Source organism: Klenkia sesuvii (assembly GCF_037083825.1).
Taxonomy (GTDB): domain Bacteria; phylum Actinomycetota; class Actinomycetes; order Mycobacteriales; family Geodermatophilaceae; genus Klenkia; species Klenkia sesuvii.
In genome coordinates this window covers 25,687-51,595 of the sequence record NZ_JBAPLU010000006.1, presented here as the reverse complement: position 1 = coordinate 51,595, position 25,909 = coordinate 25,687, and the positions used below count along the sequence as shown (strand labels likewise).

Genomic DNA, 25,909 nt, shown 5'->3' with positions numbered 1-25,909 from the left:
ACACCGGACCGGGCGGTGTCGGTGGTGCCGCGTAGGCTGCCCGGACCCCCGCTGACCGTCGAGACGAGGACCGATGAGCGACCGGCAGGACGACACCCCGCAGGCGGGACGCCGCGAGGAGACCGGTCCGCAGGCCTACGGCGCCGGGTACGGCACGCCGCAGGCCTGGTCGTCGCCGTCCGGCCAGTACCCCGCCCAGCACCAGGGCCAGTACCAAGCCCAGTACCCCGCCCAGCACCAGGCGCAGTACCCCGCCCAGCCGGGACCGTGGGCGCCCTACGGCCAGCCGGCCTACGTCGTCCAGCGGTCCACCAACGGCCTGGCCGTCGCGTCGATGGTGCTGGGCATCCTGTGGATCTACTGGATCGGCAGCGTGCTGGCGCTGGTGTTCGGCTACGTGGCCCGCCAGCAGATCAGGCAGCGGGGTGAGTCCGGCGACGGCATGGCCATCGCCGGCATCGTGCTGGGCTACGTGGGGCTGGCGTTCCTGGCCATCCCCGTGCTGCTCCTCGCCAGCAGGTAGCCCGACCCGTCGTCCCGGGTCGCGACGACGGCGCTCGACGGTCCAGGATCACCGCATGAGCAACGAGCGCGCCGGCACCCCGGCCCAGCCGTCGGACCTGGTGGACCTCCCGCACCTGGTCACGGCCTACTACGCGACGCAGCCCGACCCGGAGGACCCCGACCAGCAGGTCGTCTTCGGCACCAGCGGGCACCGGGGCTCCAGCCTGGACGCCGCGTTCAACGAGGCGCACATCCTGGCCACCACCCAGGCGATCGTGGAGTACCGGCGCGACCAGGGGTTCGACGGCCCGCTGTTCATCGGTCGCGACACCCACGGGCTCAGCGAGCCGGCGTGGGTCAGCGCGCTCGAGGTGCTGGTGGCCAACCAGGTCACCGTGCTGGTCGACGACGCCGACCGCTACACCCCCACCCCGGCGGTCAGCCACGCCATCCTGCGGGCCAACCGCGGGAAGAGGTCCGGGCTGGCCGACGGCATCGTCGTCACCCCCAGCCACAACCCGCCCCGCGACGGCGGCTTCAAGTACAACCCGCCGCACGGCGGGCCGGCCGACTCCGACGCCACCGGCTGGATCGCGAACCGGGCCAACGAACTGCTGCGGGGCGGGCTGGACGGCGTCCGGCGGGTCCCGTTCGCCCGGGCCCGGGCGGCGGCGCACGGTCACGACTTCATGGGCGACTACGTCGCCGACCTGCCCGACGTGCTCGACCTGGACGCCGTCCGGGCTGCCGGCGTACGCATCGGCGCCGACCCCCTCGGTGGGGCGAGCGTGGACTACTGGGGACGCATCGCCGAGGTGCACGGCCTCGACCTCACCGTGGTGAACCCGCTGGTCGACGCCACGTGGCGGTTCATGACCCTCGACTGGGACGGCAAGATCCGCATGGACTGCTCGTCGCCGAGCGCCATGGCCTCGCTCATCGAGCAGAAGGACCGGTTCCAGACCGCCACCGGCAACGACGCCGACGCCGACCGGCACGGCATCGTCACCCCCGACGGCGGGCTGATGAACCCCAACCACTACCTGGCCGTGGCCATCTCCTACCTGTTCGCCCACCGGCCGGGCTGGGCGCCGTCCACCGCGGTGGGCAAGACGCTGGTGTCGTCCTCCCTCATCGACCGGGTGGTCGCCGACCTGGGCCGCGAGCTGCGCGAGGTGCCGGTCGGGTTCAAGTGGTTCGTGCCCGGGCTGGTGGACGGGTCGGTCGGGTTCGGCGGCGAGGAGTCGGCCGGCGCGTCGTTCCTGCGCCGGGACGGCGGGGTCTGGACGACGGACAAGGACGGCATCCTGCTGGCGTTGCTGGCCAGCGAGATCCAGGCCGTGACGGGCCGGTCCCCCTCCGAGCTGCACCGCGAGCTGACCGACAAGCACGGCGAGTCCGCCTACGCGCGGGTCGACGCCGCGGCCAGCCGCGAGGAGAAGGCGAAGCTCGGCAAGCTCTCGCCCGCCGACGTCGCGGCCACCGAGCTGGCCGGCGAGCCCATCACCGGCAAGCTCACCGAGGCCCCGGGCAACGGAGCGAAGGTCGGCGGCCTCAAGGTGACGACGGAGAACGCCTGGTTCGCCGCCCGGCCGTCGGGCACCGAGGACGTCTACAAGATCTACGCCGAGTCCTTCCGCGGCCCCGACCACCTGGCGAAGGTCCAGGAGGAGGCCCGCGCGGTCGTCTCCGCCGCCCTCGGCAGCTGACCGGGCCGCCTCGGGCGAGGACGACGGGAGGACGCGAGGGACGAGCCGGCCCTCCCCGAGGACGAGCAGGACGCGCTCCGCGCCACCCACCACGGCACGTGGCCGCGGTGGGAGCGCGGAGCGCGACAGCGTGCTCAGCTCACGTCGTCGTCGACCCAGTCCAGGGTCTTGGTGACCGCCTTCTGCCAGTTGCGGTACTGGCGGTCGCGCTCGTCGGCCTCCATGGCCGGCTCCCAGCGCTTGTCCTCGGCCCACTTGGCGGTGAGCTCGTCGAGGTCGGACCAGAACCCGACCGCCAGACCCGCGGCGTAGGCCGCACCCAGCGCCGTGGTCTCGACGATCTCGGGCCGGATGACCGGGACGTCGAGGACGTCGGCCTGGAACTGCATGAGCAGCTCGTTGCCGACCATGCCGCCGTCGACCCGCAGCTCGGAGAGCGCCACCCCGGAGTCGGCGTTCATCGCGTCGAGCACCTCGCGGGTCTGGAAGGCAGTGGCCTCCAGCACGGCGCGGGCGATGTGGCCCTTGTTGACGTAGCGGGTGAGCCCGACCAGCGCACCGCGGGCGTCGGAGCGCCAGTGCGGGGCGAACAGGCCGGAGAACGCGGGCACGATGTAGGCCCCGCCGTTGTCCTCCACGCCGGCGGCCAGGGTCTCGACCTCGGGCGCCGAGCCGATGATCCCCAGGTTGTCGCGCAGCCACTGCACCAGCGACCCGGTGACGGCGATCGAGCCCTCGAGGGCGTAGACCGGCTTCGCGTCGCCCAGCTGGTAGCAGAGCGTGGTGAGCAGGCCGTTCTCGCTGGGCACGGCCTCCTCGCCGGTGTTGAGCAGCATGAAGTTGCCGGTGCCGTAGGTGTTCTTGGCCATGCCGCGCTCGAAGCAGACCTGGCCGAAGGTGGCGGCCTGCTGGTCGCCCAGCGAGCCCGAGATCGGGACGCCGGCCAGGAACCCGGCGGCGCGGCCCTCGCCGTAGACCTCGGAGTTGGACCGGATCTCGGGGAGCATGGACATCGGGATGCCCATCTCCTCGGCGATGTCGGGCAGCCACTCGAGGGTGCGGTAGTCCATGAGCATGGTGCGGCTGGCGTTGGAGACGTCGGTGAGGTGCTTGCCGCCGTCGGTGCCACCGGTCATGTTCCAGATCAGCCAGGAGTCGATGGTGCCCATGACCAGGTCCCCGGCCTCGGCCCGCTCCCGTGCGCCGTCGACGTTGTCCAGGATCCAGCGCACCTTCGGCCCGGCGAAGTAGGTGGCCAGCGGCAGGCCGACGCGGTCCTTGTAGCGCTCGTCGCCGCCGCCCAGGGCCGCGAGGGCGTCGCAGATCTTCCCGGTGCGGGTGTCCTGCCAGACGATCGCGTTGTAGACCGGCTGCCCGGTGGTCCTGTCCCACACGACGGTGGTCTCGCGCTGGTTGGTGATGCCGACGGCGACGATGTCGCCGGTCGAGGCGTTGCCGCGGGCCAGGGCCTGGCCGACGACCTCGCGGGTGTTGGCCCAGATCTCCAGCGGGTCGTGCTCGACCCAGCCGGCCCGCGGGAAGATCTGCTCGTGCTCCTTCTGGCCGGTGGCCACGATCTTCCCGTCGTGGTCGAACAGGATGCAGCGGGTGCTGGTGGTGCCCTGGTCGATCGCGGCGACGTACTTCCCTGCCATGGTGTCTCTCCTCAGCTCTGAGTCGGGTGGGTCGGGGTCAGACGGGGACGCGGGAGAACAGGCCCGCGATGATCGCGCCGAGGACCGGCCCGACGATCGGCACCCAGCTGTAGGCCCAGTTGCTGGCGCCCTTGTTCTTGATGGGGAGCAGGGCATGGGCGATGCGGGGCCCGAGGTCGCGCGCCGGGTTGATGGCGTAGCCGGTCGGCCCGCCCAGCGAAGCACCGATGCCGACGACGAGCAGCGCGACGGCCAGCGGGCCCAGGCCGGTGGGGGTGTCCCCGAACCGGATCACGATGTACACCAGCACGAACGTGCCGATGGCCTCGGTGATGACGTTGTCGGCGTAGCTCTTGATCGCCGGGCTCGTGGAGAACGTACCGAGGATCGTGCCCGGGTCGGTCTCGGCCTCGTAGTGCTTGCGGAACGCCAACCAGGCCAGCACCGCGCCGATGAAGGCCCCCACCAGCTCGCCGGCGAAGTAGGTCAGCGTGGAGGCGAGGGTGATGTCGACCCCGGGGGCGTACTCGGTGCTGTCGCTGGTCAGCAGCCCGATCGTGACCGCCGGGTTGAGGTGCGCGCCCGACTTCGCGGCGGCGAAGACGCCGGCGAACACCGCCAGGCCCCATCCGAAGATGATCACGATGTAGCCGCCGCCGAGGGCGCCGGACTTGGCCAGCAGGACGTTGGCGACGACGCCGACGCCGAGCAGGATCAGCATCGCCGTGCCGGTGACCTCGCTGCCGAACACGGTCAGCAGACTGGTGGTCTGGTCCAAGGAGAACTCCTGTCGGGACACCCGCGGCGGTGCGGGTCGGTTCACGGGCCGGGGGTCCGCCTGTGTCCCCGATCACCCCGGCGTCTGGACGCTAGGTGGCCCGCGTCACCGGGCGGAAGCGCCTCTGTCCGACATGGTCGGACAGGACGCGTGGGTACCGGATGCCCTACCGTCCGCGGTGTGCCCGGCACCGTGCAGTCCCTGGAGCGGGCGGCCGCCATCCTGCAGGTGGTCGCCGGCAGCGGGGGCACGCTCGGCGTCACCGACATCGCCGCCGCCGTCGGGCTGCCCAAGACCACCGCGCACAGCCTGCTGCGCACCCTGCTCGGCATCCGGTTCGTCGAGCAGGACCGCGCCGGCCGCTACGCGCTGGGCCCGGGCCTGCTCAAGCTCGGCGCCGGCCACCTCGACGTGAACGAGCTGCGCTCGCGGGCGTCCAACTGGGCCGACGCCCTGGCCTCGCGCAGCGGGCAGGCGGTGCGGCTGGCCACCCTGGACGGCGACCGGGTGGTCGTCGTCCACCACGTCTTCCGGCCCGACGACTCCGCGCAGGAGCTCGACGTGGGTGCGGTGCTGCCGGCCGACCGGACGGCGCTGGGCCGGGTGCTGGTCGCCTTCGCCCCGCACCGCACGGTGGGCGGCGCCGGTCCGGTGCGGGCCGACGTCGCCGCCGTGCGTGCCCGGGGCTGGGCGGTCGTCGACGGCGGGTGGGAGGCCGGGGTCGCCGGGCTGGCCGCGCCGGTGCGGGGGTCGACCGGTCTGGTCGTGGCCGCGCTGGGCATCAGCGGGCCGGTGGAGACGGTGCTGGAGGGCCAGCGCGGGCCCCGCCCCCGCCTGGTGGCGATGGTCACCGAGTCGGCCCAGGCCATCTCGCGCGAGCTGGGCTGGCAGGGCTGAGGCGTGGTGACCGAGCGCTTCGTGCTGGCCGTCGACCAGGGGACGACGTCCACCCGGTCGATCGTCTTCGACCGCGGCGGCCGCCTGGTGTCGGTCCGCCAGCGCGAGCACCGGCAGTTCTTCCCCCGCCCGGGCTGGGTCGAGCACGACCCGATGGAGATCTGGGCCAACACCCAGCGGACGGCGGCGCAGGCGCTGCGCGACGCGGCGTCCTCCGCGGGCGAGGTCGTCGCGCTGGGCATCGCCAACCAGCGCGAGACCACGGTGGTCTGGGAGCGCGCCACGGGCCGGCCGATCACCCGGGCGATCGTCTGGCAGGACACCCGCACCGAGGAGCTCGTGGCCCGGCTCTCGGCCCGGCCCGACGCCGGCATCGTGCGCGAGCGCAGCGGCATGGACATCGCCGGCTACTTCGCCGGCCCCCGGCTGCGCTGGGTACTCGACCACGTCCCGCGGGCCCGCGAACGGGCCGAGCGCGGCGAGCTGCTGTTCGGCACCATGGAGACCTGGCTGGTCTGGAACCTCACCGGCGGCCCGGACGGCGGCGTGCACGTCACCGACGTGACCAACGCCAGCCGCACCTCGCTCATGGACTGCCGCACCTGCGCCTGGGACCCCGAGCTGCTGGACTTCTTCGGCATCCCGGTCGCGATGCTCCCCGGGATCCGGCCCTCCGTCGGCGAGCTCGGGACGGCGACCGCGCTCGGCTCACCGATCCCCATCACCGGGGCGCTGGGCGACCAGCAGGCCGCGCTGTTCGGGCAGGCCTGCTTCGCCCCGGGCGAGGCGAAGTGCACCTACGGCACCGGCAGCTTCCTGCTGCAGAACACGGGCACCGAGCTGGTGCACACCCGGTCGGGCTCCATCTCCACGGTGGCCTACCAGCTGGCGGGGGAGCCGGTGCACTACGCGCTGGAGGGCTCGGTGGCCGTCGCCGGCGCCCTGGTGCAGTGGCTGCGCGACGGGCTGGGGCTCATCGGCACCGCCCCCGAGATCGAGACCCTGGCCCGCAGCGTGGCCGACAACGGCGGGTGCTACGTCGTGCCGGCGTTCTCGGGCCTGCTGGCCCCGCACTGGCGGGGCGAGGCACGCGGGCTGGTGGCCGGGCTGACCTCCTACGTCACCAAGGGCCACCTGGCGCGCGCGGTGCTCGAGGCGACCGGGTGGCAGACCCGCGACGTCGTCCTGGCCATGGCGGCGGACTCCGGGCTGGCGCTGCCGGCCCTGCGGGTCGACGGCGGGATGACGACCAACAACCTGCTCATGCAGTTCGTCGCCGACGTGCTGGACACCCCCGTGGTGCGGCCGATGGTCGGGGAGACCGTGTCGCTGGGCGCGGCCTACGCCGCCGGCCTGGCGGTGGGGTTGTGGGCCGACGTGGAGGCGCTGCGCCGCAACTGGCACCGCTCGGCGCAGTGGAGCCCGGTGCCCGCGCGGGCGGCCCAGCTCGACGCCGAGTACCCGACCTGGGAGAAGGCGGTGCGGCTGTCCATCGCCTGGGGCGCGGACTAGCGACGCAGCGCCGCGTGCCGGAGCAGGCGCAGCAGCACCGCCACCGCGAGGACGCCGAGCGCGACCAGCACCGAGCGCACCGGCAGCGCGGCGACCAGCACCAGGCAGGCGACCAGCCCGGCGGCCGGCACCCACCGGGCCGGCCGCTCGCCGGCGGGCAGGGTCCAGGCGGCCGCGTTGGCCACCGCGTAGTAGACGAGCACCCCGGCCGAGGACGCCCCGATGACCGCGGTCAGGCCGCCGGTGAGGACCAGGGCGCCCACGGCCACCGCCAGGACGGCGTGCGCCACCAGCGGGGTGCCCCGCCGGGCGTCGACGCGGGCCAGCGGGGCGGGCAGGTCGCGCTCGCGGGCCATCGCCAACGCGGTGCGGGTGAGGCCGGCGACCAGGCCGAGCAGGGCTCCCCCGGCCGCGGCGACCGCGCCGGCGGTGACCACCCAGACCAGCGCGGGGGCCGGGCCGGCGGCCACCGCGTCGGCCAGCGGTCGGGTCGAGCCGGCCAGCGCCCGGGGGCCCACGGCGACCAGCAGCGCCGTCCCCACGACGGCGTACACCGCGACGGCGGCCGCCAACGCGACCGACACCGCCCGGGGGATGGTGCGGGCCGGGTCGCGCACCTCCTCGGCCAGCGTGGCGATGCGGGCGTAGCCGGCGAAGGCGAAGAACAGCAGGCCCGCGGCGGTCAGCACGCCGCCCGGCCCGCCCGGCGGGTCCACGGACCGGACCGGTCCGTCCCCGGCGAGGGCCAGCCCGGTGCCGACGGCGAGGGCCGACAGCGTCACCACGAGCAGCACCCGGGTGGCGCCGGCGGTGCGGGTGATGCCGGCGGCGTCGACCGCGACCAGCAGCGCGACGGCGGCGAGGGCGACGAGCCGGGCCTGCCCCGGCCAGAGGTAGGCACCGATGGTCAGCGCCATCGCCCCGGCGGAGGCGGTCTTGCCCACCAGGAACGCGCAGCCGGCCAGGTAGCCCCACCAGGGCCCCAGCCGGGCCCGGCCGAAGGCGTAGGCCCCGCCGGAGACCGGCAGGTGGACGGCGAGCGCGGCCGTGCTGGTGGCGTTGCACCATGCGACCCCCGCCGCGAGGGCCAGGGCGGCGAGCAGCCACCAGCCCGCGGCCGCGGCCGCCGGCGCCCAGACGACGAACACCCCGGCGCCGAGCATCGAACCCAGGCCGAGCACGGCGGCGTCCCGGGTACCCACCCGCCTCGCCAGCGGGCCGTCATGAGGCACGGACGCAGTGTGCCTGTCCGACATCGTCGTACGAGCTGCGTCGCAGGTGGTGCGGGCCGGACCTACCGTGGACGGCGAGCGTCCGGGATGCGCCGAGGCTCCCGGGCCGCACCGAACCGAGGAGTGCGCATGTCCGCCGTCCCCCCCATGGGTCCCGAAGCGCGTGCCGCGGCCTGGGCCGCGCTGGCTGCCGAGGAGTTCGAGGTCCTGGTCGTCGGCGGTGGCGTCACCGGGGCCGGGGTCGCCCTGGACGCCGCCACCCGCGGCCTCAAGACCGCCCTGGTCGAGGCCCGCGACTTCGCGTCGGGCACGTCGTCCCGGTCCTCCAAGCTCTTCCACGGCGGCCTGCGCTACCTGGAGCAGTTCGACTTCGGCCTGGTCCGTGAGGCGCTGCACGAGCGCGACCTCGCGGTGAACCGGATCAGCCCGCACCTGGTCAAGCCGCTGCCGTTCCTCTACCCGCTGACCCACCGCGTGTGGGAGCGGCCCTACGTCACCGCCGGTCTCGCGCTGTACGACGGCCTGGCCCGGTTCGGCGCACTCAGCGAGCCGATGCCCTCCCAGAAGCACCTCTCGCGCACCGGCGCCCGCAAGCTGTTCCCCGCGCTGAAGCCCGACGCGCTGGTCGGCGCCGTCCGGTACTTCGACGCCCAGGCCGACGACGCCCGGCACACCCTCACCGTGGCCCTCACCGCGGCCAAGTACGGCGCCACCGTGCTCAACTCCGCCGAGGTCGTCTCCTTCACCCGCGTGGGCGGCCGCGTCGTCGGCGCCCGGGTGCGCGACGTCGAGACCGGGCAGGAGGTCGACGTCAAGAGCCAGGTCGTGGTCAACGCGACCGGCGTCTGGACCGACGACCTGCAGACCCTCGTCGGCGGCCGCGGCCGCTTCCACGTGCGGGCCTCCAAGGGCGTGCACATCGTCGTCCCGCGCGACCGGATCAACGGCGAGACCGGCCTGATCCTCAAGACCGAGAAGTCGGTGCTGTTCGTCATCCCGTGGGGCTCGCACTGGATCGTCGGCACCACCGACACCGACTGGGACCTCGACAAGGCCCACCCCGCGGCGTCCAAGGCCGACATCGACTACATCCTCGAGCACGTCAACCGGGTGCTGACCACCCCGCTGACCCACGAGGACATCTCCGGCGTCTACGCCGGTCTGCGCCCCCTGCTGTCCGGCGAGAGCGAGGACACCAGCCAGCTCTCCCGCGAGCACGCGGTGGCCCGCCCCTCGCCCGGCGTCATCTCGGTGGCCGGCGGCAAGTACACGACCTACCGGCCCATGGCCGCCGACGCCGTCGACGCCGTCGTCGAGGACGTCACCCGGTCGGTGCCGGCCAGCGTCACCGAGGACATCCCGCTGGTCGGGGCCGAGGGCTACCACGCGATGGTCAACTCCCTCGACCGGTTGGCCGAGCAGTGGGGCATCGGCAAGTACCGCGCCGAGCACCTGCTCAACCGGTACGGCTCGCTGACCCCCGACGTGCTGGCCCTGGCCGCCGACGACCGCTCGCTGCTCGAGGCCGTGCCCGGCGCCGAGGAGTACCTGATGGTCGAGATGGTCTGGGGTGCCGCCCACGAGGGCGCCCTGCACGTCGACGACCTGCTCGCCCGGCGCACCCGCATCTCGATCGAGACCCCGCACCGGGGCACCGAGAGCGCGCAGGCCGTGGCCGAGGCCGTCGCCGGCGTGCTGGGGTGGGACGACGAGCGGGTCGCCAACGAGGTGGCCTCCTACGCCGCCCGGGTCGAGGCCGAGCGTCGCTCGCAGACCGAGGCCGACGACCAGGCCGCCGACGCCGTGCGGGTCGCCGCCCCCGACACCCGCGCCGTCGCGGTCGGCCGCGCCCTGGTCTGAGTACATGGTCGGCCTACGGCCTCCGACCGCGACCAGGTGCCGGCCCGGGTCGAGCTGAGCCGTTGCTGCTCGTCCTCGGGGAGGGGCCGCTCGTTCCTCGGGTCCCTCCCGTCGTCCTCGCGTGCGGTGGCGCGGTGCCCTGGCCAGCGGAACCGGTGGTTGGCGTCGGGCGATCCGGGGGAAGGACGGCTCCATGCCGACCGTCGAGCGCACGTTCACCGTCCCCGCCCCCGTCGAGAAGTTGGGGCCCTACCTGGCCGACTTCGCGAACGCCGAGGAGTGGGACCCGGGCACGAAGACCTGCACCCCGCTGGACGGTCAGCCGGTCCAGGTCGGGTCCCGGTGGCGCAACGTCAGCGAGTTCATGGGTCGGGAGACCGAGCTGGAGTACCGGCTCGAGGTGTGGGAGCCGGACCACGTCCGCCTGGTCGGCGAGAACAAGACGGTGACCTCCCACGACGACATCACGCTGCGCGCCGTGGATGCGGCGTCCACCGAGGTGACCTACCACGCCGAGTTCGACTTCCACGGGGTCGCGGCGCTGGCCGGTCCGCTGCTGAAGCCGGCGCTGGAGAAGCTCGGCAACGACGTGGTGGAGCAGCTGACCGAGGCCGCCCGCCGCCTCTGACGCCCCTCCGCGCCTGGGGGACGCCCGGCGATGCACGGCTGCATCCAATACGGTCGTGCATCGTGAGCGCCCCGACCACCCGCCGCCGCGCGGTCACCGTCGAGCGGCTGCTGGACGCCGCGCTCGAGACCTTCGCCGACACCGGGTTCGCCGCGGCCAGCGTCGAGGACGTCTGCCGCCGCGGCGGGTTCACCCGCGGCGCCTTCTACTCCAGCTTCAGCACCAAGCACGAGCTGTTCGCGGCGCTGATGACCCGCGAGACCGCCCGGGACCTGGCTGCCGCCGAGCAGCTGGTGGCCGAGGTGTCCGGCGCAGCTGACCCGCTGGTCGCCGCGGTCGACCGGGTGACCGAGCTGCTCGCCGCCAGCCGCGCCTGGACACTGGTGCTGACCGAGTACCAGCTGCTGGCCGCCCGCGACGCCGACGCCGCCGACCTGCTCGACCGGTTCGCAGCCGCCAAGACCACCCAGGTGGCCGAGGTGCTCACCCGCGCCGCCGACACGCTCGGCATCACCCTCACCGCGCCGGCGGTCGACGTCGCCCAGGCGTTCCTCGCGCTGCACCACGGCCTCGCCCTGGCGTCGGCCAGCACGCCCGGCACCCCGGTCGGTGCGCTCGAGCGCTCGGCCTTCCTCGCCCTCGTCCGGGGCGTGACCGCCCCGGCGGCCGCCCCCACCCCGTAGGAGCACCTGTGTCCACCCTGCTGCAGCGGCTCGGCCGCGCCTCCTTCCGCAACCGATGGGTCGTGGTGGCCGTCTGGGTGCTGGTGCTCGCCGGTGTCGCGGCCGCGGTGCTCGTGCGCGGTCTGTCCTTCGACGACCGGTTCACCATCCCCGGCTCGGAGTCCCAGCAGGCCCTCGACCGGCTGACCGAGGTCTCCCCCGCGGCGGCGGGTGCCAGCGCCCAGGTGGTGTTCATCGCCCCCGACGGGTCCAGCGTCACCGACCCCGCCAACCAGCAGGCCATCGAGACCGCCGTGCAGGCGATGGGCCAGGTGGCCGATGTCGGAGCCGTCGTCGACCCCTTCCAGTCGCAGGCCGTCAGCGTCGGCGGCGAGGCCGCCCTGGCCAACGTGCAGTACACGGTGGACAACACCGAGCTGGCCGGGGACGCCCTGGAGCAGCTGCAGGCGGCGGTGGCCCCGGCCGAGCAGGCCGGGCTGACCGTGGACGTCGGCGGCAACGCCTTCCAGCTCACCTCCGTCACGATCGGGCCGCTGGAGTTCATCGGGGTGGCCGTCGCCGTCCTGGTGCTGGCGATCGCCCTCGGGTCGCTGCTGGCCGCCGGCATGAACCTGCTGACCGCGCTGGTCGGGGTGGCCGTGGGGCTGCTCGGCTTCCTGGCGGTCGGCAGCTTCACCACGCTGTCGTCGTCGGCCCCGACCCTGGCGCTGATGATCGGCCTGGCGGTCGGCATCGACTACACGCTGTTCATCCTGTCCCGGCACCGCACCCAGCTGGCCGCGGGCAGCGACCCCGAGGAGTCCGCCGGCCGCGCCGTCGGGACGGCGGGCTCCGCCGTCGTGTTCGCCGGGTTGACCGTCGTGGTGGCCCTCGCCGGGCTCTCGGTCGTCGGCATCCCCTTCCTCACCGTCATGGGGTTGGGCGCAGCCGGCACCGTGCTCGTGGCGGTGGCCGTCGCGCTCACCCTCGTGCCGGCACTGATGGGGTTCGCCGGCGCCCGGCTGACCCCGCGGCCGGGCAGCCGCGCCGCCCGGCTGGAGCAGACCAGCGCATCCGGCGGCCGGTCCCTGGGGGTGCGGTGGGCCGCGGTGGTCACCAGGGTGCCGTGGCTGACCGCCGTGGTGGTGCTGGCCGGTCTCGTGGTGGTCGCGCTCCCGGCCAGCCAGCTCCAGCTGGCGCTGCCCGACAACGGGTCCGCCGCCGAGGGCAGCTCGCAGCGGGCCACCTACGACGCCGTCGACCAGTACTTCGGCCCCGGCCTGAACGGGCCCCTTGTCGTGCTCCTCGACGGCGTGGACGCGGCCGACGGGCAGGCCGCTGCGGGTGCCGTCGCCCAGGCGATCGGCGGTCAGCCCGGCCTGCTGCCCGGCACCTCCAGCGGCGGTCTGGACGACGTCCTGGCCGCCGTCCCGCAGCAGGTCGGCGAGACCACCTGGCTGATCCAGGTCATCCCCGGGAGCGGCCCGCAGGACGAGGCCACCACCCGGCTCGTCGGCGACATCCGCGACCTGGCGCCGGAGCTGGAGCGCCAGACCGGCGCCTCGGTGGCCGTGACCGGGCAGACCGCGGTGGCCATCGACGTGTCCGACCGGCTGGGCCAGGCGCTGCTGCCCTTCGCCCTGGTCGTCGTGGGGCTGTCGGTCGTGCTCCTGCTGCTGGTCTTCCGCTCGGTCCTGGTGCCGGTCAAGGCCGCGCTGGGCTTCCTGCTGTCGGTGGTGGCCGCGTTCGGCGCCGTCGTCGCGGTGTTCCAGTGGGGATGGCTCATCGACCTGCTGGGGGTCCCGAGCACCGGCCCGGTGGTCAGCCTGATGCCGATCATCCTCATCGCCGTGCTCTTCGGGCTGGCGATGGACTACGAGGTCTTCCTCGTCTCCCGCATGCGCGAGGCCTACGTGCACGGGGCGTCGCCCCGCGAGGCCGTGCTCGACGGCATGCGGCACGCGGCCCGGGTCGTCACGGCGGCCGCGCTGATCATGTTCTCGGTCTTCGCGAGCTTCCTCACCATCGACGAGCCGGTGGTGAAGTCGATCGCGCTGGGCCTGGCCGTCGGCGTGCTGGTCGACGCGTTCCTGGTGCGCATGACGCTCGTGCCCGCGGTCCTGGTGCTGCTGGGCCGCTCGGCCTGGTGGCTCCCGCGGTGGGCGGACAGGGTGCTGCCCGATCTCGACGTCGAGGGGGCGAAGCTCGGGGCCCCGGCGTCCGCGCGCGGCGCGCACGAGGCGCCCGAGGGCGAGCCGGGCACCTTCACCGAGCTGGTGCACCCGCACGGGCGCCACGAGGCACCCGGACCCGCCGACGAGGCGGCGGACCGCCGCTGAGCCCGGCGTCGGACAGACTGGGCCGGTGAGTGCAGAGCAGGGCCACGACGACCACCCCGGCTACGCCGGACCGCCGCCGTCCACCCCGGGCCCGCCGGCCGGTCAGCCGTGGGCCGGCCAGCCGTGGGGGGCGCCACCGGGGTACGGACCGCCGCCGGCCTACGGTCCGGCCCACGGCGCCCAGCCGGGGTACGGGCCCCAGCCGGGGTGGGGGGCTCAGCCGGGTTGGTGGACGCCGCCCGCCCCGCCGCCGCCGTCGTGGCCGAACGGGCCGGGACGCCCGCAGCAGGCCGGGGCCGCGGCGGTGCTCGGGTTCGTCGCCGGCGGCACCGCCCTGATGTGGGGCCTGGTGGCCATCGTGCTGCTGGCCGGTTCCGACGGCGGCAGCGCCAGCTGGCTGGGCCTCGTGGTCGGCCTGCCCGCGGGGGCCGCGCTCGTCGCCGGCGGCACGCGCCTGCTGGCCGGCGCCGACCGCTGGCTGGTCGTCGGCGGCGGCGCCGCGCTGGCCCTGGCGGTGCTCGCGCAGGCCGTGGTCAGCGCAGCCACCTCCTACGGCTCGGCGTTCGGCCAGGCGGTGCTGGTCGTCCTGCTGCTGCCGGTGCCGACCACCGCGGCGGTGCTGGCCGGTCTTCCGGTCGTGGGCGGGTGGGTCGAGCACGTGCGCGGCGGCCGGGCCGCAGAGGGCGCACGCGGCGGCCCCGCCGCGGAGGGCCGCCCGGGGAGCCCGCCGGCCTGGTGACCCGTCGTTCCACGTGGAACGCTCGGCCCGGTGACCTCCCTCGACCCCGTCGACCTGGTGCGCGAGCTGGTGCGCCGACCCACCGTCTCCGGTGCCCCCCGGCCGCAGCGCGACGCGATGGGGCTGGTCACGGAGGTGCTCACGGCCGTCGCCCCGCACCTGCAGCGCCGCGACGGCGACGACCCCGACCAGCCCTGGCGCCTGCTGACCACGCCCACCGACCCGACCCGGCCGCGGTTGCTGTTCGCCTGCCACGTCGACACGGTGCCGGCCGCCGATGCCGGGCAGTGGGCACGGGACCCGTTCGGGGCCGACCACGAGGACGGCCGGGTCTGGGGCCGCGGCGGGTCGGACATGAAGGCGGGGCTGGTCGCGGCGGTCGCTGCGCTGGCCGCCGCCGACCCCGAGACCCCCGTCGGCCTGCTGCTGACCAGCGACGAGGAGATCGGCTCGAAGGGTGCGGCGGTGGCGGCGCGGGCGTTGGCCGGGTCGGCGACGGGGGCGGTCGTCGTCCCGGAGGCCACCGGCAACGAGGTCGTGCTCGGGCACCGCGGGGCGCTGTGGCTCGCCGTCCGCACCGCCGGCCGTGCCGCGCACGGCAGCACGCCGCACCTGGGCCACAACGCCGTCCTCGACCTGGTCGCCGTCCTGGCCCGGGCCGCGGCCGGGGGTGGCGGCGGGCTGCCGCTGGCCACCGAGCCGTTCCTGGGCACCGAGACCTGGAACCCCGGCGTGGTCGCCGGGGGCACCGTGCCCAACGTGGTGCCCGATGCCGCCGAGGTGGTCGTCGACATGCGCACGGTCGGCGACGGCGCCGCGCTGCAGGCCTGGTGGCGGGCCCAGCCCGAGGTGGCCGAGGTCGACGTCCGGGTGGACCTGCCCCCGCTGCGCACCGACGGCGCCGACCCGTGGGTGCGTGGGCTGCCGGCGGTCGTGCGGTCGGAGCCGGCCACCTACTTCACCGACGCCTCCGTGCTGGGCGCGGTCGCGGGCGGCGCCCCGGTCGTGGTGTGGGGGCCGGGGACGCCCGCCGTCATGCACGCCCGCGACGAGTACGTCGAGGTGGCCGAGCTCGAGCAGGCGGTGCGGGTGTTCGGCGAGGTGGTCAGCCGCTGGGCGTGATGCCCGTGCTCGACCGGACGACCAGCGACGGCGCGAGCGCCGAGCGCGCTGGTGGGGCCCGGTCGGGGCCGAGGGCGGCCGACAGCAGCCGCACCGCTTCGCCGGCGATGCGGTCCTGCGGCTGGCGGACGGTGGTCAACGGCGGGTCCGACAGCGCGGCGTACGGGATGTCGTCGAACCCGGTGACCAGCAGGTCGGCCGGCACGGACACGCCGGTCTCGGCGCACACCTGCAGCACGCCCAGCGCGATGAGGTCGTCGGCGCAGGCCACCGCGTCGGGCAGCGGGCCGGCCGCCAGCAGTCGACGCATGGCCTCCCGACCCCAGTCGATGGAGTACTCGCCGAGCAGCACCTGGTCGACGGCGACTCCCCGCCGGGCGGTGTGCTCCTGGAACCCGGCGACGCGCAGCTCGGTGGAGGAGTTGGTCAACGTGGAGCTCACGAACGCCGCGGTGCGCACCCCGAGGTCGGCGAGGTGGTCCACGACCAACCGGAGGGCCAGGTGGTCGTCCACCCCGACCCAGTCGCTGTCCACCCCGGCCACGTACCGGTCGACCTGCACCAGGGGCAACTGGCCGGCCGCCCAGGACACCGCGTCGTGGCTGCGCACACCGTGCACGGGGCTGATGATGATGCCGTCGACCTGCCGGGCGACCAGGCTGCGCAGCCGCTGCGCCTCGAGGGCGGGGTCCGAGCGCGACGAGCAGAGGAAGAGCTGACGACCTGCCTGCTGCAGGGCGTGCTCGACCCCTTCGACGAGGGCGGTGAAGAAGGGGTTGGCGATGCTCGGCACGACCATGCCCACCGTGTCGGTCCGGCTGCGCCGCAACGCGCTGGCGATGCCGTTGGCGGAGTAGCCGAGGTCGCCGGCGGCCCGCGTGACCTGCTCGAGCACCGCCGGCGAGACGGGCCGGGCGCCGGACAGCGCCCGGGAGACGGTGGCGGTGGACACGCCTGCGCGCTCGGCGACGTCCCGGATCGTCACCCGGCCCACGGTCACCCCGTTCCGTCCTGTTCCGTTCCGGCCCGGGGGCGGGCCGCGCGACCATCATGGCGGAGCGGTGCGGGGTGCGCTCGTGTCGATCGTGTGACGAGCCCCCGACCAGCTGGAACAAGAAAGTAATCGATTGCCCATTGACGTGGGCAGGGCGGTGCGCTGTAGCGTCGGTCACGTCAGGCAATCGATTACATGGATGGTGACGACGGTGTCCGCTCCGCTCGGGGTCTACCCCCGCAAGCCCTCGGCGATGGCCGAGCTCTTCGGGGAGGGGACCGCGCTGATCGGCGCCGTGCACCTGCCGGCACTGCCCGGCAGCCCGGCCTACCGGGGGCAGCCGGTGGCCGAGATCGCCCGCTTCGCCGTCGAGGAGGCCCAGGCCTACACCGGCAACGGCTTCGATTCGGTCATCGTCGAGAACCACTGGGACCTGCCCTTCCTCAAGCCCGGCGAGCACGGCTACGAGGTGGCCGCCGCGATGGGCGTCGTCACGGCCGCGGTGGTGGCCGAGCTGGGGCCGAAGGTCGGCGTGAGCGTGCTGTCCAACGCCGGCGAGTGCTCGGTGGCCAGTGCCTGGGCCGCCGGCGCCGGCTGGGTGCGCGTCAACCAGTGGGTGAACGCCTACGTGGCCAACGAGGGCGTCATCGAGGGCCAGGCCGCCCGCACCACGCGCTACCGGCACGGCATCGGCGCCGACCCGGTCAAGGTCTTCGCCGACGTGCACGTCAAGCACGGGGCGCACGCGATCGTCGCCGACCGCACGCTGGCCGAGCAGACCGAGGACGCCGAGTTCTTCGACGCCGACGTGCTCATCGCCACCGGCTCGCGCACCGGCCACGCCACCAGCGTCTCCGAGGTCGTCGGCATCCGGGACCACACCCAGCTCCCGGTGATCATCGGCAGCGGGGTCGACCCGACCAACGCCGCCGCCCTGCTGGCCGAGTGCGACGGCGCCATCGTGGCCTCGGCGGCCAAGGACAACAGCCGCTGGTGGGGCCGGGTCGCCCCGGAGAAGGTGCGCGCCGTGGCCCGGGCGGCGGGTCGGTGACGCCCGGCGCCCCGGTGGTCTTCTGCGGCTACGCCAACCTCGACGTGGTGGGCCGGGTGCCCCGGTTCCCCGCCCCCGACGAGCGGGTGCACGCCACCGCCATCGACCAGCTGCCCGGCGGCATGGGCGCCAACGCCGCCGTGGCCGCAGCCCGGGCCGGGGCCCGGTCCGCCTTCGCCGGTGTGGTCGGGTCCGACCTGCCCAGTGACCTGTTCCTCGCCCAGCTCGACGCCGAGGGCGTCGACACCGGGTGGACCGACCGCACCGGTTACCTGTCCACCGCGATCGTGCTGGTCGACGGCGCCGGACGCCGTTCGGTGGTCAGCCAGGACGACGCCCTCGGTGCCGGCCACGTCGCCCGGGTGGCCGACCGGCTGGCCGGCGTGGGCGGCGGGGTGCTCTACCTGGACGGCTACCGGGCCGCCCAGCTCCCCGCCGCCGCGCGCCCGGGCATCGTCCTGGCCGTCGACCTGGACGGCTGCGAGGACCCCGAGGTGGCCCGCGCCGCGATGGCCGCCGCCGACCACGTCGTGGTGGGCCGTACCCGGCTGGTCTCCCTGCTGGGGTTGTCGACCGCCGACCGCGGTCCGCGCACCACCCTGGTCGTCACCGACGGTGCCGCAGGCTGGGAGATCGCCGGCCCGGACGGCGCCGCCACCGGGCCCGCGCTGCCCGTCGACGTCGTCGACGACACCGGCGCCGGCGACTGCTTCGTCGGCACCCACCTGGCCGCGCTGGCCGCCGGGATGGCCCCGGTGGACGCCGCCACCCGGGCCGGGGTGGCCGCCAGTCTGTCCTGCACCCGGGAGGGTGCCCGGGCCGCCCCGGCACCCGCGCAGGTCACCTCTGCCCTGGACCAGCTCGCCCGCACCGCCTGACCGCAACCGCCAGCCCGGCTCAGCCCCACCCACCCCGAGGAGAACCCGTGAAGCGCCGCCCCCTCGCCCTTGCCGCAGGCGCCTGCCTGCTGGCCCTCGCCGCCTGCGACAGCGGCTCCCCCGCCGACTCCGCGGCCCCGGACAACCAGGCCCCGGCCTCGTTGCCCGCCCCCAGCGTGCAGCCCACCGGGTGCGACCAGCCCGCCGACGGGCCGTTCAAGGTCGGGCTGGTGACGATCAACCTGCAGGCGCTGTTCTTCAACCAGATCAACGCCGCAGCCCAGAAGATGGCCGACGACAACGGCGTCGACCTGCAGATCATCAGCGGCAACGACGACTCGGTCACCCAGGCCAACGCGATCGACACCCTGGTCGCCGGCGGGGTGGACGCGATCATCGTCGACGCCATCGACACCGAGGGCATCAAGCCCTCCGTGCAGGCCGCCGACGCCGCCGGTGTGCCGGTCGTCGCCGTCGACGCGATCGTCGACGACCCCAGCATCGACGCCCAGGTGGGCACCGCCAACGCCGAGGGCGGCGCGCAGATCGCCGACTACCTGCTCGAGCAGTCCGGTGGGCAGGGCGAGGTCGGCATCGTCGGCGCGCTGAACTCCACCATCCAGCTCGAGCGCCAGCAGGGCTTCAGCGACGCCGTCACCGCCGGCGGCATGACCGTGGGCACCGTGGTCGACGGCAAGAACGTGCAGGAGACCGCGCAGTCGGCCGCGGAGAACCTGCTGACCGGCAACCCCGACCTCGAGTACGTGTACGCCACCGGTGAGCCGGCCCTGATCGGTCTGGCCGCCGCCGTCCGCGGCCAGGGCGCCCAGGACCGGGTCGACGTGGTCGGCTGGGACCTCTCCGACCCGGCCGTCCAGGGGCTGCGCGACGGCTGGATCACCGGCGTCGTGCAGCAGCAGACCTTCGAGTTCGGCTACCACGCCATGGCCTCGGCGATCGACCTGGCCTGCGGCAACCCGGTCGAGCAGGACCAGCCCGTGCCGACCGAGATCGTCACGCCCGACAACGTCGACGACTACACCTTCTACCTGGAGGACTGACCATGACCGAGGGCCTCCCCGCGGACCGGACCGGTGACCTGCTGGTCGAGCTGGCCGGGATCACCAAGTCCTACGGGCCGGTGAAGTCGCTGCGCGGCGTCGACCTGACCCTGCGTCGCGGGGAGGTCCTCGGCCTGGTCGGGGACAACGGCGCGGGCAAGTCGACGCTCATGAAGGTGCTCGCCGGCGCCGTCCAGCACGACGGCGGCGAGATCCGGGTGCACGGCAAGCCGGTGCGCTTTAATTCCCCGTCCGACGCCCAGGCCGAGAAGATCGGCATCGTCTACCAGGACCTGGCGCTGTGCGACACCCTCGACGTCGCCAGCAACCTGTTCCTGGGCCGCGAGCCCAAGCGCGGCCCGTTCATCGACCGGAAGGCGATGCACGAGCAGGCCGCCCGCATCCTGGCCGACCTGCACGTGAAGGTCACCAGCACCCACCAGGAGATCGGCACCCTGTCCGGCGGCCAGCGCCAGACGGTGGCCATCGCCCGGGCGGTGTCCTTCGCCCCCGACGTGCTGATCCTCGACGAACCCACCGCGGCGCTGGCCGTGGCGGAGGTCGAGTCGGTGCTCAAGCTCATCGGCGACGTCGCCGCCCAGGGCGTCGGCGTCATCCTCATCACCCACCGGCTGCAGGACCTCTTCCGGGTCTGCGACCGGATCACCGTGATGTACGAGGGCCAGAGCGTCGACGACGCCGCCATCGTCGACCTCGACATCGAGAAGCTGGTCGGCCTCATCACCCGCACACCGCAGCAGACCAGCACCGAGGGGAGCCGGGCATGAGCACCACCCAGACCCCGACCGACACCGAGGCCGCCCCGAGCGCCCAGCGGTTGGCCCGGCGGAGCTCGCTGTGGGAGCGCACCAACAAGGCCACCGTGGTCATGGCCGGGGTCACCCTGGCGGTGTTCGTCTTCTTCGCCGTGGCCGACGGCGCCTTCCTGAGCTTCGCGAACCTGTCCAACCTGGCCACCCAGGTCGGCCCGGTGCTGATCGTCGGCGTGGCGATGACGTTCGTCATCACCGCCGGGCAGATCGACCTGTCGGTGGGGTCGATCGTCGCCTTCGTCGCGGCCATCTCCGCCCAGTTGCTGGTGGCCGGCTGGGACTCCTCGCTGGTGATGGTCGCCGCCCTGCTCATGGGGCTGGGCTGGGGCCTGGTCAACGGCTGGTTCACCGCCTACCAGGGCATCCCGGCGTTCATCGTCACGCTGGCGACGCTGTCGGTGGTCCGCGGCCTGGCGTTGTTCCAGACCGGGGGCTTCTCGGTGCCGATCGCCTCGACCACCTTCGTGGCCCAGCTCGGGACGGCGAAGTGGCTGGGCTTCTCGGCCACGGCGTGGATCGCCCTGGTGGTCGTCGTGGTGGGCCTGGTGCTGCTGCACGGCACGCAGTTCGGGCAGTACGTCATCGGCATCGGGGCCGCGGCCGAGTCGGTCCGCCGGGCCGGGGTGAACGTCAAGCTCGTCACGATGTCCGCGCTCGGGTTCTCCGGGCTGGCCGCGGGCCTGGCCGGCCTGCTCATCGCCGCCCGCCTGGGGTCGGGGTCGGCCAACAGCGCGCAGGGCTTCGAGCTGACCGTCATCGCCGCCGTGGTGCTGGGTGGCACCAGCCTGCTGGGTGGGCGCGGCACCATCGTCGGCACCCTGATCGGGGCGCTGCTGACCCAGATCATCGCCAACGGGCTCACCCTGCTCTCGGTCAGCCCGTACCTGACGCCCATCATCACCGGCACGGTCCTCGTGCTGGTCGTGTGGATCAACCTGCGCGGCCGCGACCTCGCGTGGTTCGTCCAGCGCCTGACCCGCCGCGCATGACCGTCGTCCGCACCGTCACCGGTGACGTCGACAGCGCCGAGCTCGGCCTGGTGCTGCCGCACGAGCACCTGGCCAACGACGTCGCGGTGGCGTTCCGGCCCTCGCCGGACCCGCGGCTGCGCGACCTGCTCGACGCCCCGGTCAGCGCCGGCCTGGCCTGGCTGCTGTCCGACCACCCCTACGAGAACGCCGACAACTGCACCCTGGACGACGACGGCGCGATGGCCGAGGACCTGCACCGGTTCGTCGGCGTGGGCGGTCGCACGGTGGTCGACCTGACCCCGCCGGGGATCGGCCGGTCCCCCGGGCGGCTGCGGGCGCTGGCCGAGCGGACCGGGGTCCAGGTCGTCATGGGCTCGGGCTGGTACCTGCAGGCCACCCATCCCCCGCACCTGGCGGGGGCGACCACGGACGACCTGGCCGCCGAGCTGGTGGCCGAGTTCGACGTCGCGCACGACCTGCGCCCCGGGGTGATCGGCGAGATCGGGGTCTCCCCGGCCTTCACCGCCGACGAGCACAAGGCGCTGCGCGCGGCCTGCCGGGCCCAGCGCGAGGTCGGCGTCCCGCTGTTCGTGCACCTGCCCGGCTGGCAGCGCCGGGCGCACGAGGTGCTCGACGTCGTCGTCGGGTCCGAGGGCGTCGACCCCGGCGCCGTCGTGCTCTGCCACATGGACCCCTCGGGGGCCGACCGGGACCACCAGCTCTCCGTCGCCGCCCGCGGGCCGGTGCTGGAGTTCGACATGGTCGGGATGCCCTTCGACTACCCCGGCGAGGGTCAGTCGCCCTCGCCGACGGAGACCGCCGCCGCCGTCGTCGCCCTGGTCCGGGCCGGGCACGGCGACCGGCTGCTGCTCTCCCACGACCTGTTCCTCAAGGCCATGCTCAGCCGCCACGGCGGCAACGGCCTGGCCTACGTCCCCGTCGTCTTCGCCGACCGGCTGCGCCGCAGCGGGCTGGCCGACGACGTGGTCGCCGACCTGATGACCGCCAACCCACGCGCGCTGTTCGAGCGCGCGACGAGAGGACGCTGACGTGGCGAAGATCCTGATCGCCGGCGAGAGCTGGATGACCACCTCGACGCACGTGAAGGGGGTCGACGAGTTCTCGGTGCACTCCTACGTGGAGGGTGTGGGCCCGCTGCGCGACGCCCTGACCTCCCGCGGCCACGAGGTCGTGCACCTGCCGGCCCACCTGGTGCCCACGGGCTTCCCGGACGACGCCGCGGCGCTGGACGCCTACGACCTGGTGGTGCTCTCCGACATCGGGGCCAACTCGATCCAGCTGGCCCCCGGGGTGTTCGAGCGGTTCATCCCCGGCGCCGACCGGCTGGGCGCCCTGCGCGACTGGGTCGGGGCCGGCGGCGCGCTGCTCATGGTCGGCGGCTACCTCTCGTTCTCGGGCTTCCAGGCCCGCGCCGCCTTCCGGCAGACCGCGATCGCCGAGGTGCTGCCGGTCGAGATGCTGCCCGAGGACGACCGGGTGGAGGCCCCCGCGGGGATCACCCCGGCCGTCGACGACGCCGACCACCCCGCCCTCGGCGGCGCCGGCGAGCAGTGGCCGCTGCTGCTCGGGTACAACCGGGTGGTGGCCAAGCCCGGCGCCGTCGTCCCCGCCCGGGTGGGGTCCGACCCCCTCGTGGCGCTGGGCGACTACGGCTCGGGGCGGGCCGGGGTGTTCACCTCCGACTGCTCCCCGCACTGGGCGCCGCCGGAGTTCTGCGAGCAGTGGCCCGGGTACGCCGACCTGTGGGACGGACTGGTCCGGTGGGCGACCCGTTCGTGAGCCGCGCCGCAGCCCTGCTGGACCGGCAGGCCGCCGCCCTCGACGCCGCCTGCGCCATCCCGTTCGTGCGGCAGGTCACCGAGGGCACGTTGACGGACGCGGCACTGGCCCGCTACCTGCTGGTCGAGGAGGCCTTCGTGCTCACCGCCTCCCGGGTGCTGGGCCGGGTCGTGTGGGAGTCGCCGACCTGGGACGAGCTGCTGCCGCACGCCCGGTCGCTGACCAACCTGGTGACCGACCAGCGCGACTACTTCGCCGCCGTCCGCCACCGGCACCCGGTCGACCCGGCGCAGGCCGCGCCGGTGCTCGACCGCGCACGGGTGCTGGCCGACGTCGTGCTGGCCCAGGTCGCCGAGGGCGGTCGGGCCGCGGCCGTGGTGGGCATGTACGCCGCCGAGACGATGTACGCGCGCTGGTGCACCGCGGCCGCCGCGGTCGACGCCCCGCGCCAGGCCGACCTCCAGGAATGGGTGCAGCTGCACGCCGAGCCGGCGTTCCTCGCCCAGGTCGACGCCCTGCGCGACGACGTCGACCAGATCGGTCCCGAGGTGCCCGACGCCGACCTGGACCGCTGGTACACCGCCGTGCTGACGGCCGAGGAGGAGTTCCACGGGGTCGCCGTCGGCTGACCCCGTTCCACGTGGAACGGGGTCAGCCCACCGCCCGGACGACGGACTCGGCGACGCTGCCGGTCACCGGCAACCGCGGGAGCAGCAGCGCCTGCGCCACGTGGTAGGCGTCGGGCTGGCCGGTCCAGGTGGTGTGCCCGACCTGGCCCTCGGGCGTCAGCTCGTGGTGCCAGTTGCCGGTGCGCGGGTCGCGGACCAGCAGCTCCACCAGCGCCGACCACCGCTCGTGGTCCGCGCCGTACCGGGGGTCCCCGGTCAGCGCGCCCAGGACGGCGGCCGCGGCCAGTGCCTCGGCCATCACCCAGTGCATCCGGGCGGGGACGACGGGCCGGTCGTCCCAGTCGAGGGTGTAGACGAAGCCGGGCTGCCCGTCGGGGCTCTCGCCGCGCTCCACGGCCACCCGGTAGAGCTCGGCGGGGGCGTCGGCCAGCACCGCGGGCAGCTCGACGACGGTGCCGAGCTGGGCGACCAGCCGGGCCCACTCGAGCTGGTGCCCGACGGTGACGCCGAAGGGCCGGAACGGGTCGGCGGGGTTCTCGCGGTTGTGCTGCAGCTGCGCGACCCAGGCGTCGTCGAAGTGCTCGGGCAGCCGCCCGTCGCGTGCCCGGGCCTCCCCCACCAGGCGCTGCGCGGTGCGCAGGCACCGCTGCCGCAGCTGCGCAGCCCGGCCGTCGTCCCCCCGCGCGGCGAACGCGTCGGCGGCGGCCAGCTGCGCCTCCACGCCGTGCATGTTGGCGTTGGCGCCGCGGTAGGCCGCGCAGGTGGTCCAGCCGGCGTCCCACTCGTCCACGGCGGCGCCGGCGTCGTCGTCCCAGAAGTGCTCGTCCCAGATCGCGAGCGCGTCGTCGAGCAGCGCGTCGCCGCCGGGCAGCCCGACCCGGCTGAGCGTGGCGCCGGCCAGCACGACGAAGGCGTGCACGTAGGCCTGCTTGGGGCCGGTGCCGTGCGCGTCGGACCACCATCCCCCGTGCTCGTCGTCGTGCAGCAGCCCGGTGAGCGCCCGCCGGCCGTGCTCGGCGAGTTCCGCGGCCCCGGGCCGTCCCCACGCGGCGGCCAGCCCGAAGACGTGGGTCATCCGCGCGCCGATCCACGTCTCGGCGACCTTCCCCGGCGTCCGGGACCCGTGCTCGTCGAGCCACCCGAAGCCGCCGTCCGGGTCGGCCGCCGCTGCCGCGGTGGTGAGCAGCTGGTCGAGCTCGGGCGTCTCCGGGGTCATCGGTCGACCGTAGCCACGGGTTCCCGGGCGCGGCAGGATGACGGCGGCACGGGGGCCCACCACCATCCCGAGGAGCAGGAGAGCGCGATGCGCAGCGAGTTGTTCGCCCCCGAGTACGCCGAGCAGCAGGCGGCCGGGATCCAGAAGCAGGGCGGCAAGATGTGCCGCGTCGGGCTGAACGGGGAGGTGTTCGCCCGGGCCGGCTCGATGGTGGCCTACCAGGGCAACCTGCAGTTCGACGCCATGGGCTCCGGTGGCATCGGCGGGTTCATCAAGCAGAAGCTCACCGGCGAGGGCGTCCCGCTGATGAAGGTGCGCGGGCAGGGTGACCTCTTCCTCGCCGACACCGCGCAGGACGTGCACGTCATCGACCTCGACGGCTCCGACGGCCTCACCATCAACGGCGCCAACGTGCTGGCCTTCGACCCGTCGCTCTCCTACGACATCCGGCGCGTCTCCGGCGCCGGGATGAGCAGCAGCGCCGGCCTGTTCAACTGCGTCTTCACCGGGGTCGGGCGCATCGCGATCACCACCAAGGGCCAGCCGGTCGTGCTGGCCGTCGACCAGCCCACCTTCGCCGACCCGCAGGCGGCCGTCGCGTGGTCCTCGGGGCTGCGGACCGGTGTCCAGGTCAACGACTCGTTCGGGCTGGGCACGCTGCTGGGCCGCAGCACCGGTGAGCGGTTCACCCTCTCCTTCCACGGTCAGGGCTTCGTCGTCGTCCAGGCGTCCGAGGAGCCGCCGGTCAGCGCGGTCGCGGGCCAGGGCTCGGGCCAGCAGGCCGGCGAGGGCGGGCTCGGCGGGGTGCTCGGCGGGTTCCTGCGATGACTTCTGCCGCC

Annotated in this window: 24 protein-coding genes; 19 read left to right on the top strand and 5 right to left on the bottom strand. The window is 74.4% G+C overall.

Translation table 11 applies throughout. The features are described from left to right. The first annotated feature begins 73 nt into the window (after positions 1-73). Positions 74-523, top strand: coding sequence for a DUF4190 domain-containing protein (locus TEK04_RS07630; protein WP_336403732.1), 450 nt, complete (start codon positions 74-76; stop codon positions 521-523). 55 nt (positions 524-578) lie between these two features. Beyond that, entirely contained in the window at positions 579-2,213 is a 1,635-nt protein-coding gene (pgm, locus tag TEK04_RS07625) for a phosphoglucomutase (alpha-D-glucose-1,6-bisphosphate-dependent) (RefSeq protein ID WP_336403731.1), read from the top strand. Positions 2,214-2,347: 134 nt separating this feature from the next. Here pgm and glpK (TEK04_RS07620) read toward each other — a convergent pair whose 3' ends face one another. After that, complete coding sequence (gene glpK / locus TEK04_RS07620) at positions 2,348-3,868, bottom strand: glycerol kinase GlpK (RefSeq protein WP_336403730.1); 1,521 nt, start codon at positions 3,866-3,868, stop codon at positions 2,348-2,350. A 37-nt stretch (positions 3,869-3,905) separates the two neighbouring features. Further along, positions 3,906-4,646, bottom strand: a complete 741-nt coding sequence (locus tag TEK04_RS07615) for an MIP/aquaporin family protein (RefSeq protein WP_336403729.1) — start codon at positions 4,644-4,646, stop codon at positions 3,906-3,908. Positions 4,647-4,826: 180 nt separating this feature from the next. On the opposite strand from TEK04_RS07615, the gene TEK04_RS07610 reads away from it, so the two are divergent. Together TEK04_RS07610 and glpK (TEK04_RS07605) are read left to right on the top strand one after the other, a co-directional pair. Then, positions 4,827-5,543: an IclR family transcriptional regulator gene (locus tag TEK04_RS07610; RefSeq protein WP_336403728.1), complete on the top strand. Its 717-nt coding sequence runs from the start codon at positions 4,827-4,829 to the stop codon at positions 5,541-5,543. A 6-nt stretch (positions 5,544-5,549) separates the two neighbouring features. Further along, entirely contained in the window at positions 5,550-7,055 is a 1,506-nt protein-coding gene (glpK, locus tag TEK04_RS07605) for a glycerol kinase GlpK (RefSeq protein ID WP_336403727.1), read from the top strand. Here glpK (TEK04_RS07605) and TEK04_RS07600 read toward each other — a convergent pair. Continuing rightward, positions 7,052-8,257 (bottom strand): APC family permease, encoded by a 1,206-nt coding sequence (locus TEK04_RS07600; protein ID WP_336403726.1) that lies wholly within the window; start codon positions 8,255-8,257, stop codon positions 7,052-7,054. The two genes, glpK (TEK04_RS07605) and TEK04_RS07600, sit on opposite strands and share 4 nt — an antisense overlap. 159 nt (positions 8,258-8,416) lie before the next feature. Here TEK04_RS07600 and TEK04_RS07595 point away from each other — a divergent pair, with 159 nt between their 5' ends. The 6 genes from TEK04_RS07595 (at position 8,417) to TEK04_RS07570 (ending at position 15,637) form a co-directional block, all read left to right on the top strand. Then, positions 8,417-10,147, top strand: coding sequence for a glycerol-3-phosphate dehydrogenase/oxidase (locus TEK04_RS07595; protein WP_336403725.1), 1,731 nt, complete (start codon positions 8,417-8,419; stop codon positions 10,145-10,147). A gap of 193 nt (positions 10,148-10,340) precedes the next feature. After that, the gene (locus TEK04_RS07590) at positions 10,341-10,775 is read left to right on the top strand and encodes an SRPBCC family protein (protein ID WP_336403724.1); all 435 of its coding nucleotides are present in this window, start codon (positions 10,341-10,343) and stop codon (positions 10,773-10,775) included. Positions 10,776-10,837: 62 nt separating this feature from the next. Further along, entirely contained in the window at positions 10,838-11,458 is a 621-nt protein-coding gene (locus TEK04_RS07585) for a TetR/AcrR family transcriptional regulator (protein ID WP_336403723.1), read from the top strand. An 8-nt stretch (positions 11,459-11,466) separates the two neighbouring features. Beyond that, entirely contained in the window at positions 11,467-13,776 is a 2,310-nt protein-coding gene (locus tag TEK04_RS07580) for an MMPL family transporter (RefSeq protein WP_336403722.1), read from the top strand. 25 nt (positions 13,777-13,801) lie between these two features. After that, complete coding sequence (locus TEK04_RS07575) at positions 13,802-14,515, top strand: hypothetical protein (protein ID WP_336403721.1); 714 nt, start codon at positions 13,802-13,804, stop codon at positions 14,513-14,515. 30 nt (positions 14,516-14,545) lie between these two features. Then, positions 14,546-15,637, top strand: coding sequence for a M20 family metallopeptidase (locus TEK04_RS07570; protein WP_336403720.1), 1,092 nt, complete (start codon positions 14,546-14,548; stop codon positions 15,635-15,637). On the opposite strand, the gene TEK04_RS07565 is transcribed toward TEK04_RS07570, so the two are convergent. After that, positions 15,621-16,622 (bottom strand): LacI family DNA-binding transcriptional regulator, encoded by a 1,002-nt coding sequence (locus TEK04_RS07565; RefSeq protein ID WP_336403719.1) that lies wholly within the window; start codon positions 16,620-16,622, stop codon positions 15,621-15,623. The genes TEK04_RS07570 and TEK04_RS07565 overlap by 17 nt on opposite strands. Positions 16,623-16,842: 220 nt before the next feature. On the opposite strand from TEK04_RS07565, the gene TEK04_RS07560 reads away from it, so the two are divergent. From TEK04_RS07560 to TEK04_RS07525, 8 genes are read left to right on the top strand one after another with little or no spacing between them, the layout of a single operon-like run. Continuing rightward, positions 16,843-17,682, top strand: coding sequence for a BtpA/SgcQ family protein (locus TEK04_RS07560; protein ID WP_336403718.1), 840 nt, complete (start codon positions 16,843-16,845; stop codon positions 17,680-17,682). Beyond that, entirely contained in the window at positions 17,679-18,560 is an 882-nt protein-coding gene (locus TEK04_RS07555; RefSeq protein WP_336403717.1) for a carbohydrate kinase family protein, read from the top strand. The genes TEK04_RS07560 and TEK04_RS07555 overlap by 4 nt, the downstream gene beginning before the upstream one ends. Before the next feature lie 47 nt (positions 18,561-18,607). Then, positions 18,608-19,621 (top strand): substrate-binding domain-containing protein, encoded by a 1,014-nt coding sequence (locus TEK04_RS07550; protein ID WP_336403716.1) that lies wholly within the window; start codon positions 18,608-18,610, stop codon positions 19,619-19,621. A gap of 2 nt (positions 19,622-19,623) precedes the next feature. Then, positions 19,624-20,409, top strand: coding sequence for an ATP-binding cassette domain-containing protein (locus tag TEK04_RS07545; RefSeq protein ID WP_336403715.1), 786 nt, complete (start codon positions 19,624-19,626; stop codon positions 20,407-20,409). Continuing rightward, the gene (locus tag TEK04_RS07540; protein WP_336403714.1) at positions 20,406-21,443 is read left to right on the top strand and encodes an ABC transporter permease; all 1,038 of its coding nucleotides are present in this window, start codon (positions 20,406-20,408) and stop codon (positions 21,441-21,443) included. The genes TEK04_RS07545 and TEK04_RS07540 overlap by 4 nt, the downstream gene beginning before the upstream one ends. Then, positions 21,440-22,474, top strand: a complete 1,035-nt coding sequence (locus tag TEK04_RS07535; RefSeq protein WP_336403713.1) for a phosphotriesterase family protein — start codon at positions 21,440-21,442, stop codon at positions 22,472-22,474. Before TEK04_RS07540 ends, TEK04_RS07535 begins: the two co-directional genes overlap by 4 nt. Before the next feature lies 1 nt (position 22,475). After that, positions 22,476-23,225, top strand: coding sequence for a glutamine amidotransferase (locus TEK04_RS07530; protein WP_336403712.1), 750 nt, complete (start codon positions 22,476-22,478; stop codon positions 23,223-23,225). Further along, positions 23,222-23,854 (top strand): TenA family protein, encoded by a 633-nt coding sequence (locus tag TEK04_RS07525; protein ID WP_336403711.1) that lies wholly within the window; start codon positions 23,222-23,224, stop codon positions 23,852-23,854. Before TEK04_RS07530 ends, TEK04_RS07525 begins: the two co-directional genes overlap by 4 nt. Before the next feature lie 22 nt (positions 23,855-23,876). Here TEK04_RS07525 and TEK04_RS07520 read toward each other — a convergent pair whose 3' ends face one another. Further along, positions 23,877-25,070, bottom strand: coding sequence for an AGE family epimerase/isomerase (locus TEK04_RS07520; RefSeq protein WP_336403710.1), 1,194 nt, complete (start codon positions 25,068-25,070; stop codon positions 23,877-23,879). A gap of 87 nt (positions 25,071-25,157) precedes the next feature. Here TEK04_RS07520 and TEK04_RS07515 point away from each other — a divergent pair, with 87 nt between their 5' ends. Then, positions 25,158-25,898 carry an AIM24 family protein gene (locus tag TEK04_RS07515; RefSeq protein WP_336403709.1) on the top strand — a complete coding sequence of 247 codons (741 nt, stop codon included), beginning with the start codon at positions 25,158-25,160 and terminating at the stop codon, positions 25,896-25,898. Positions 25,899-25,909: the final 11 nt, after the last annotated feature.

What these genes read in the sequence shown, in the direction of transcription:
- TEK04_RS07545 (WP_336403715.1), top strand. Translation starts at nt 19,624, where the DNA reads ATGACCGAGGGCCTCCCCGCGGACCGGACCGGTGACCTGCTGGTCGAG.
- glpK (WP_336403730.1), bottom strand. Translation starts at nt 3,868, where the DNA reads ATGGCAGGGAAGTACGTCGCCGCGATCGACCAGGGCACCACCAGCACC.
- TEK04_RS07520 (WP_336403710.1), bottom strand. Translation starts at nt 25,070, where the DNA reads ATGACCCCGGAGACGCCCGAGCTCGACCAGCTGCTCACCACCGCGGCA.
- TEK04_RS07540 (WP_336403714.1), top strand. Translation starts at nt 20,406, where the DNA reads ATGAGCACCACCCAGACCCCGACCGACACCGAGGCCGCCCCGAGCGCC.
- TEK04_RS07535 (WP_336403713.1), top strand. Translation starts at nt 21,440, where the DNA reads ATGACCGTCGTCCGCACCGTCACCGGTGACGTCGACAGCGCCGAGCTC.
- TEK04_RS07630 (WP_336403732.1), top strand. Translation starts at nt 74, where the DNA reads ATGAGCGACCGGCAGGACGACACCCCGCAGGCGGGACGCCGCGAGGAG.
- TEK04_RS07595 (WP_336403725.1), top strand. Translation starts at nt 8,417, where the DNA reads ATGTCCGCCGTCCCCCCCATGGGTCCCGAAGCGCGTGCCGCGGCCTGG.
- TEK04_RS07590 (WP_336403724.1), top strand. Translation starts at nt 10,341, where the DNA reads ATGCCGACCGTCGAGCGCACGTTCACCGTCCCCGCCCCCGTCGAGAAG.
- pgm (WP_336403731.1), top strand. Translation starts at nt 579, where the DNA reads ATGAGCAACGAGCGCGCCGGCACCCCGGCCCAGCCGTCGGACCTGGTG.
- TEK04_RS07515 (WP_336403709.1), top strand. Translation starts at nt 25,158, where the DNA reads ATGCGCAGCGAGTTGTTCGCCCCCGAGTACGCCGAGCAGCAGGCGGCC.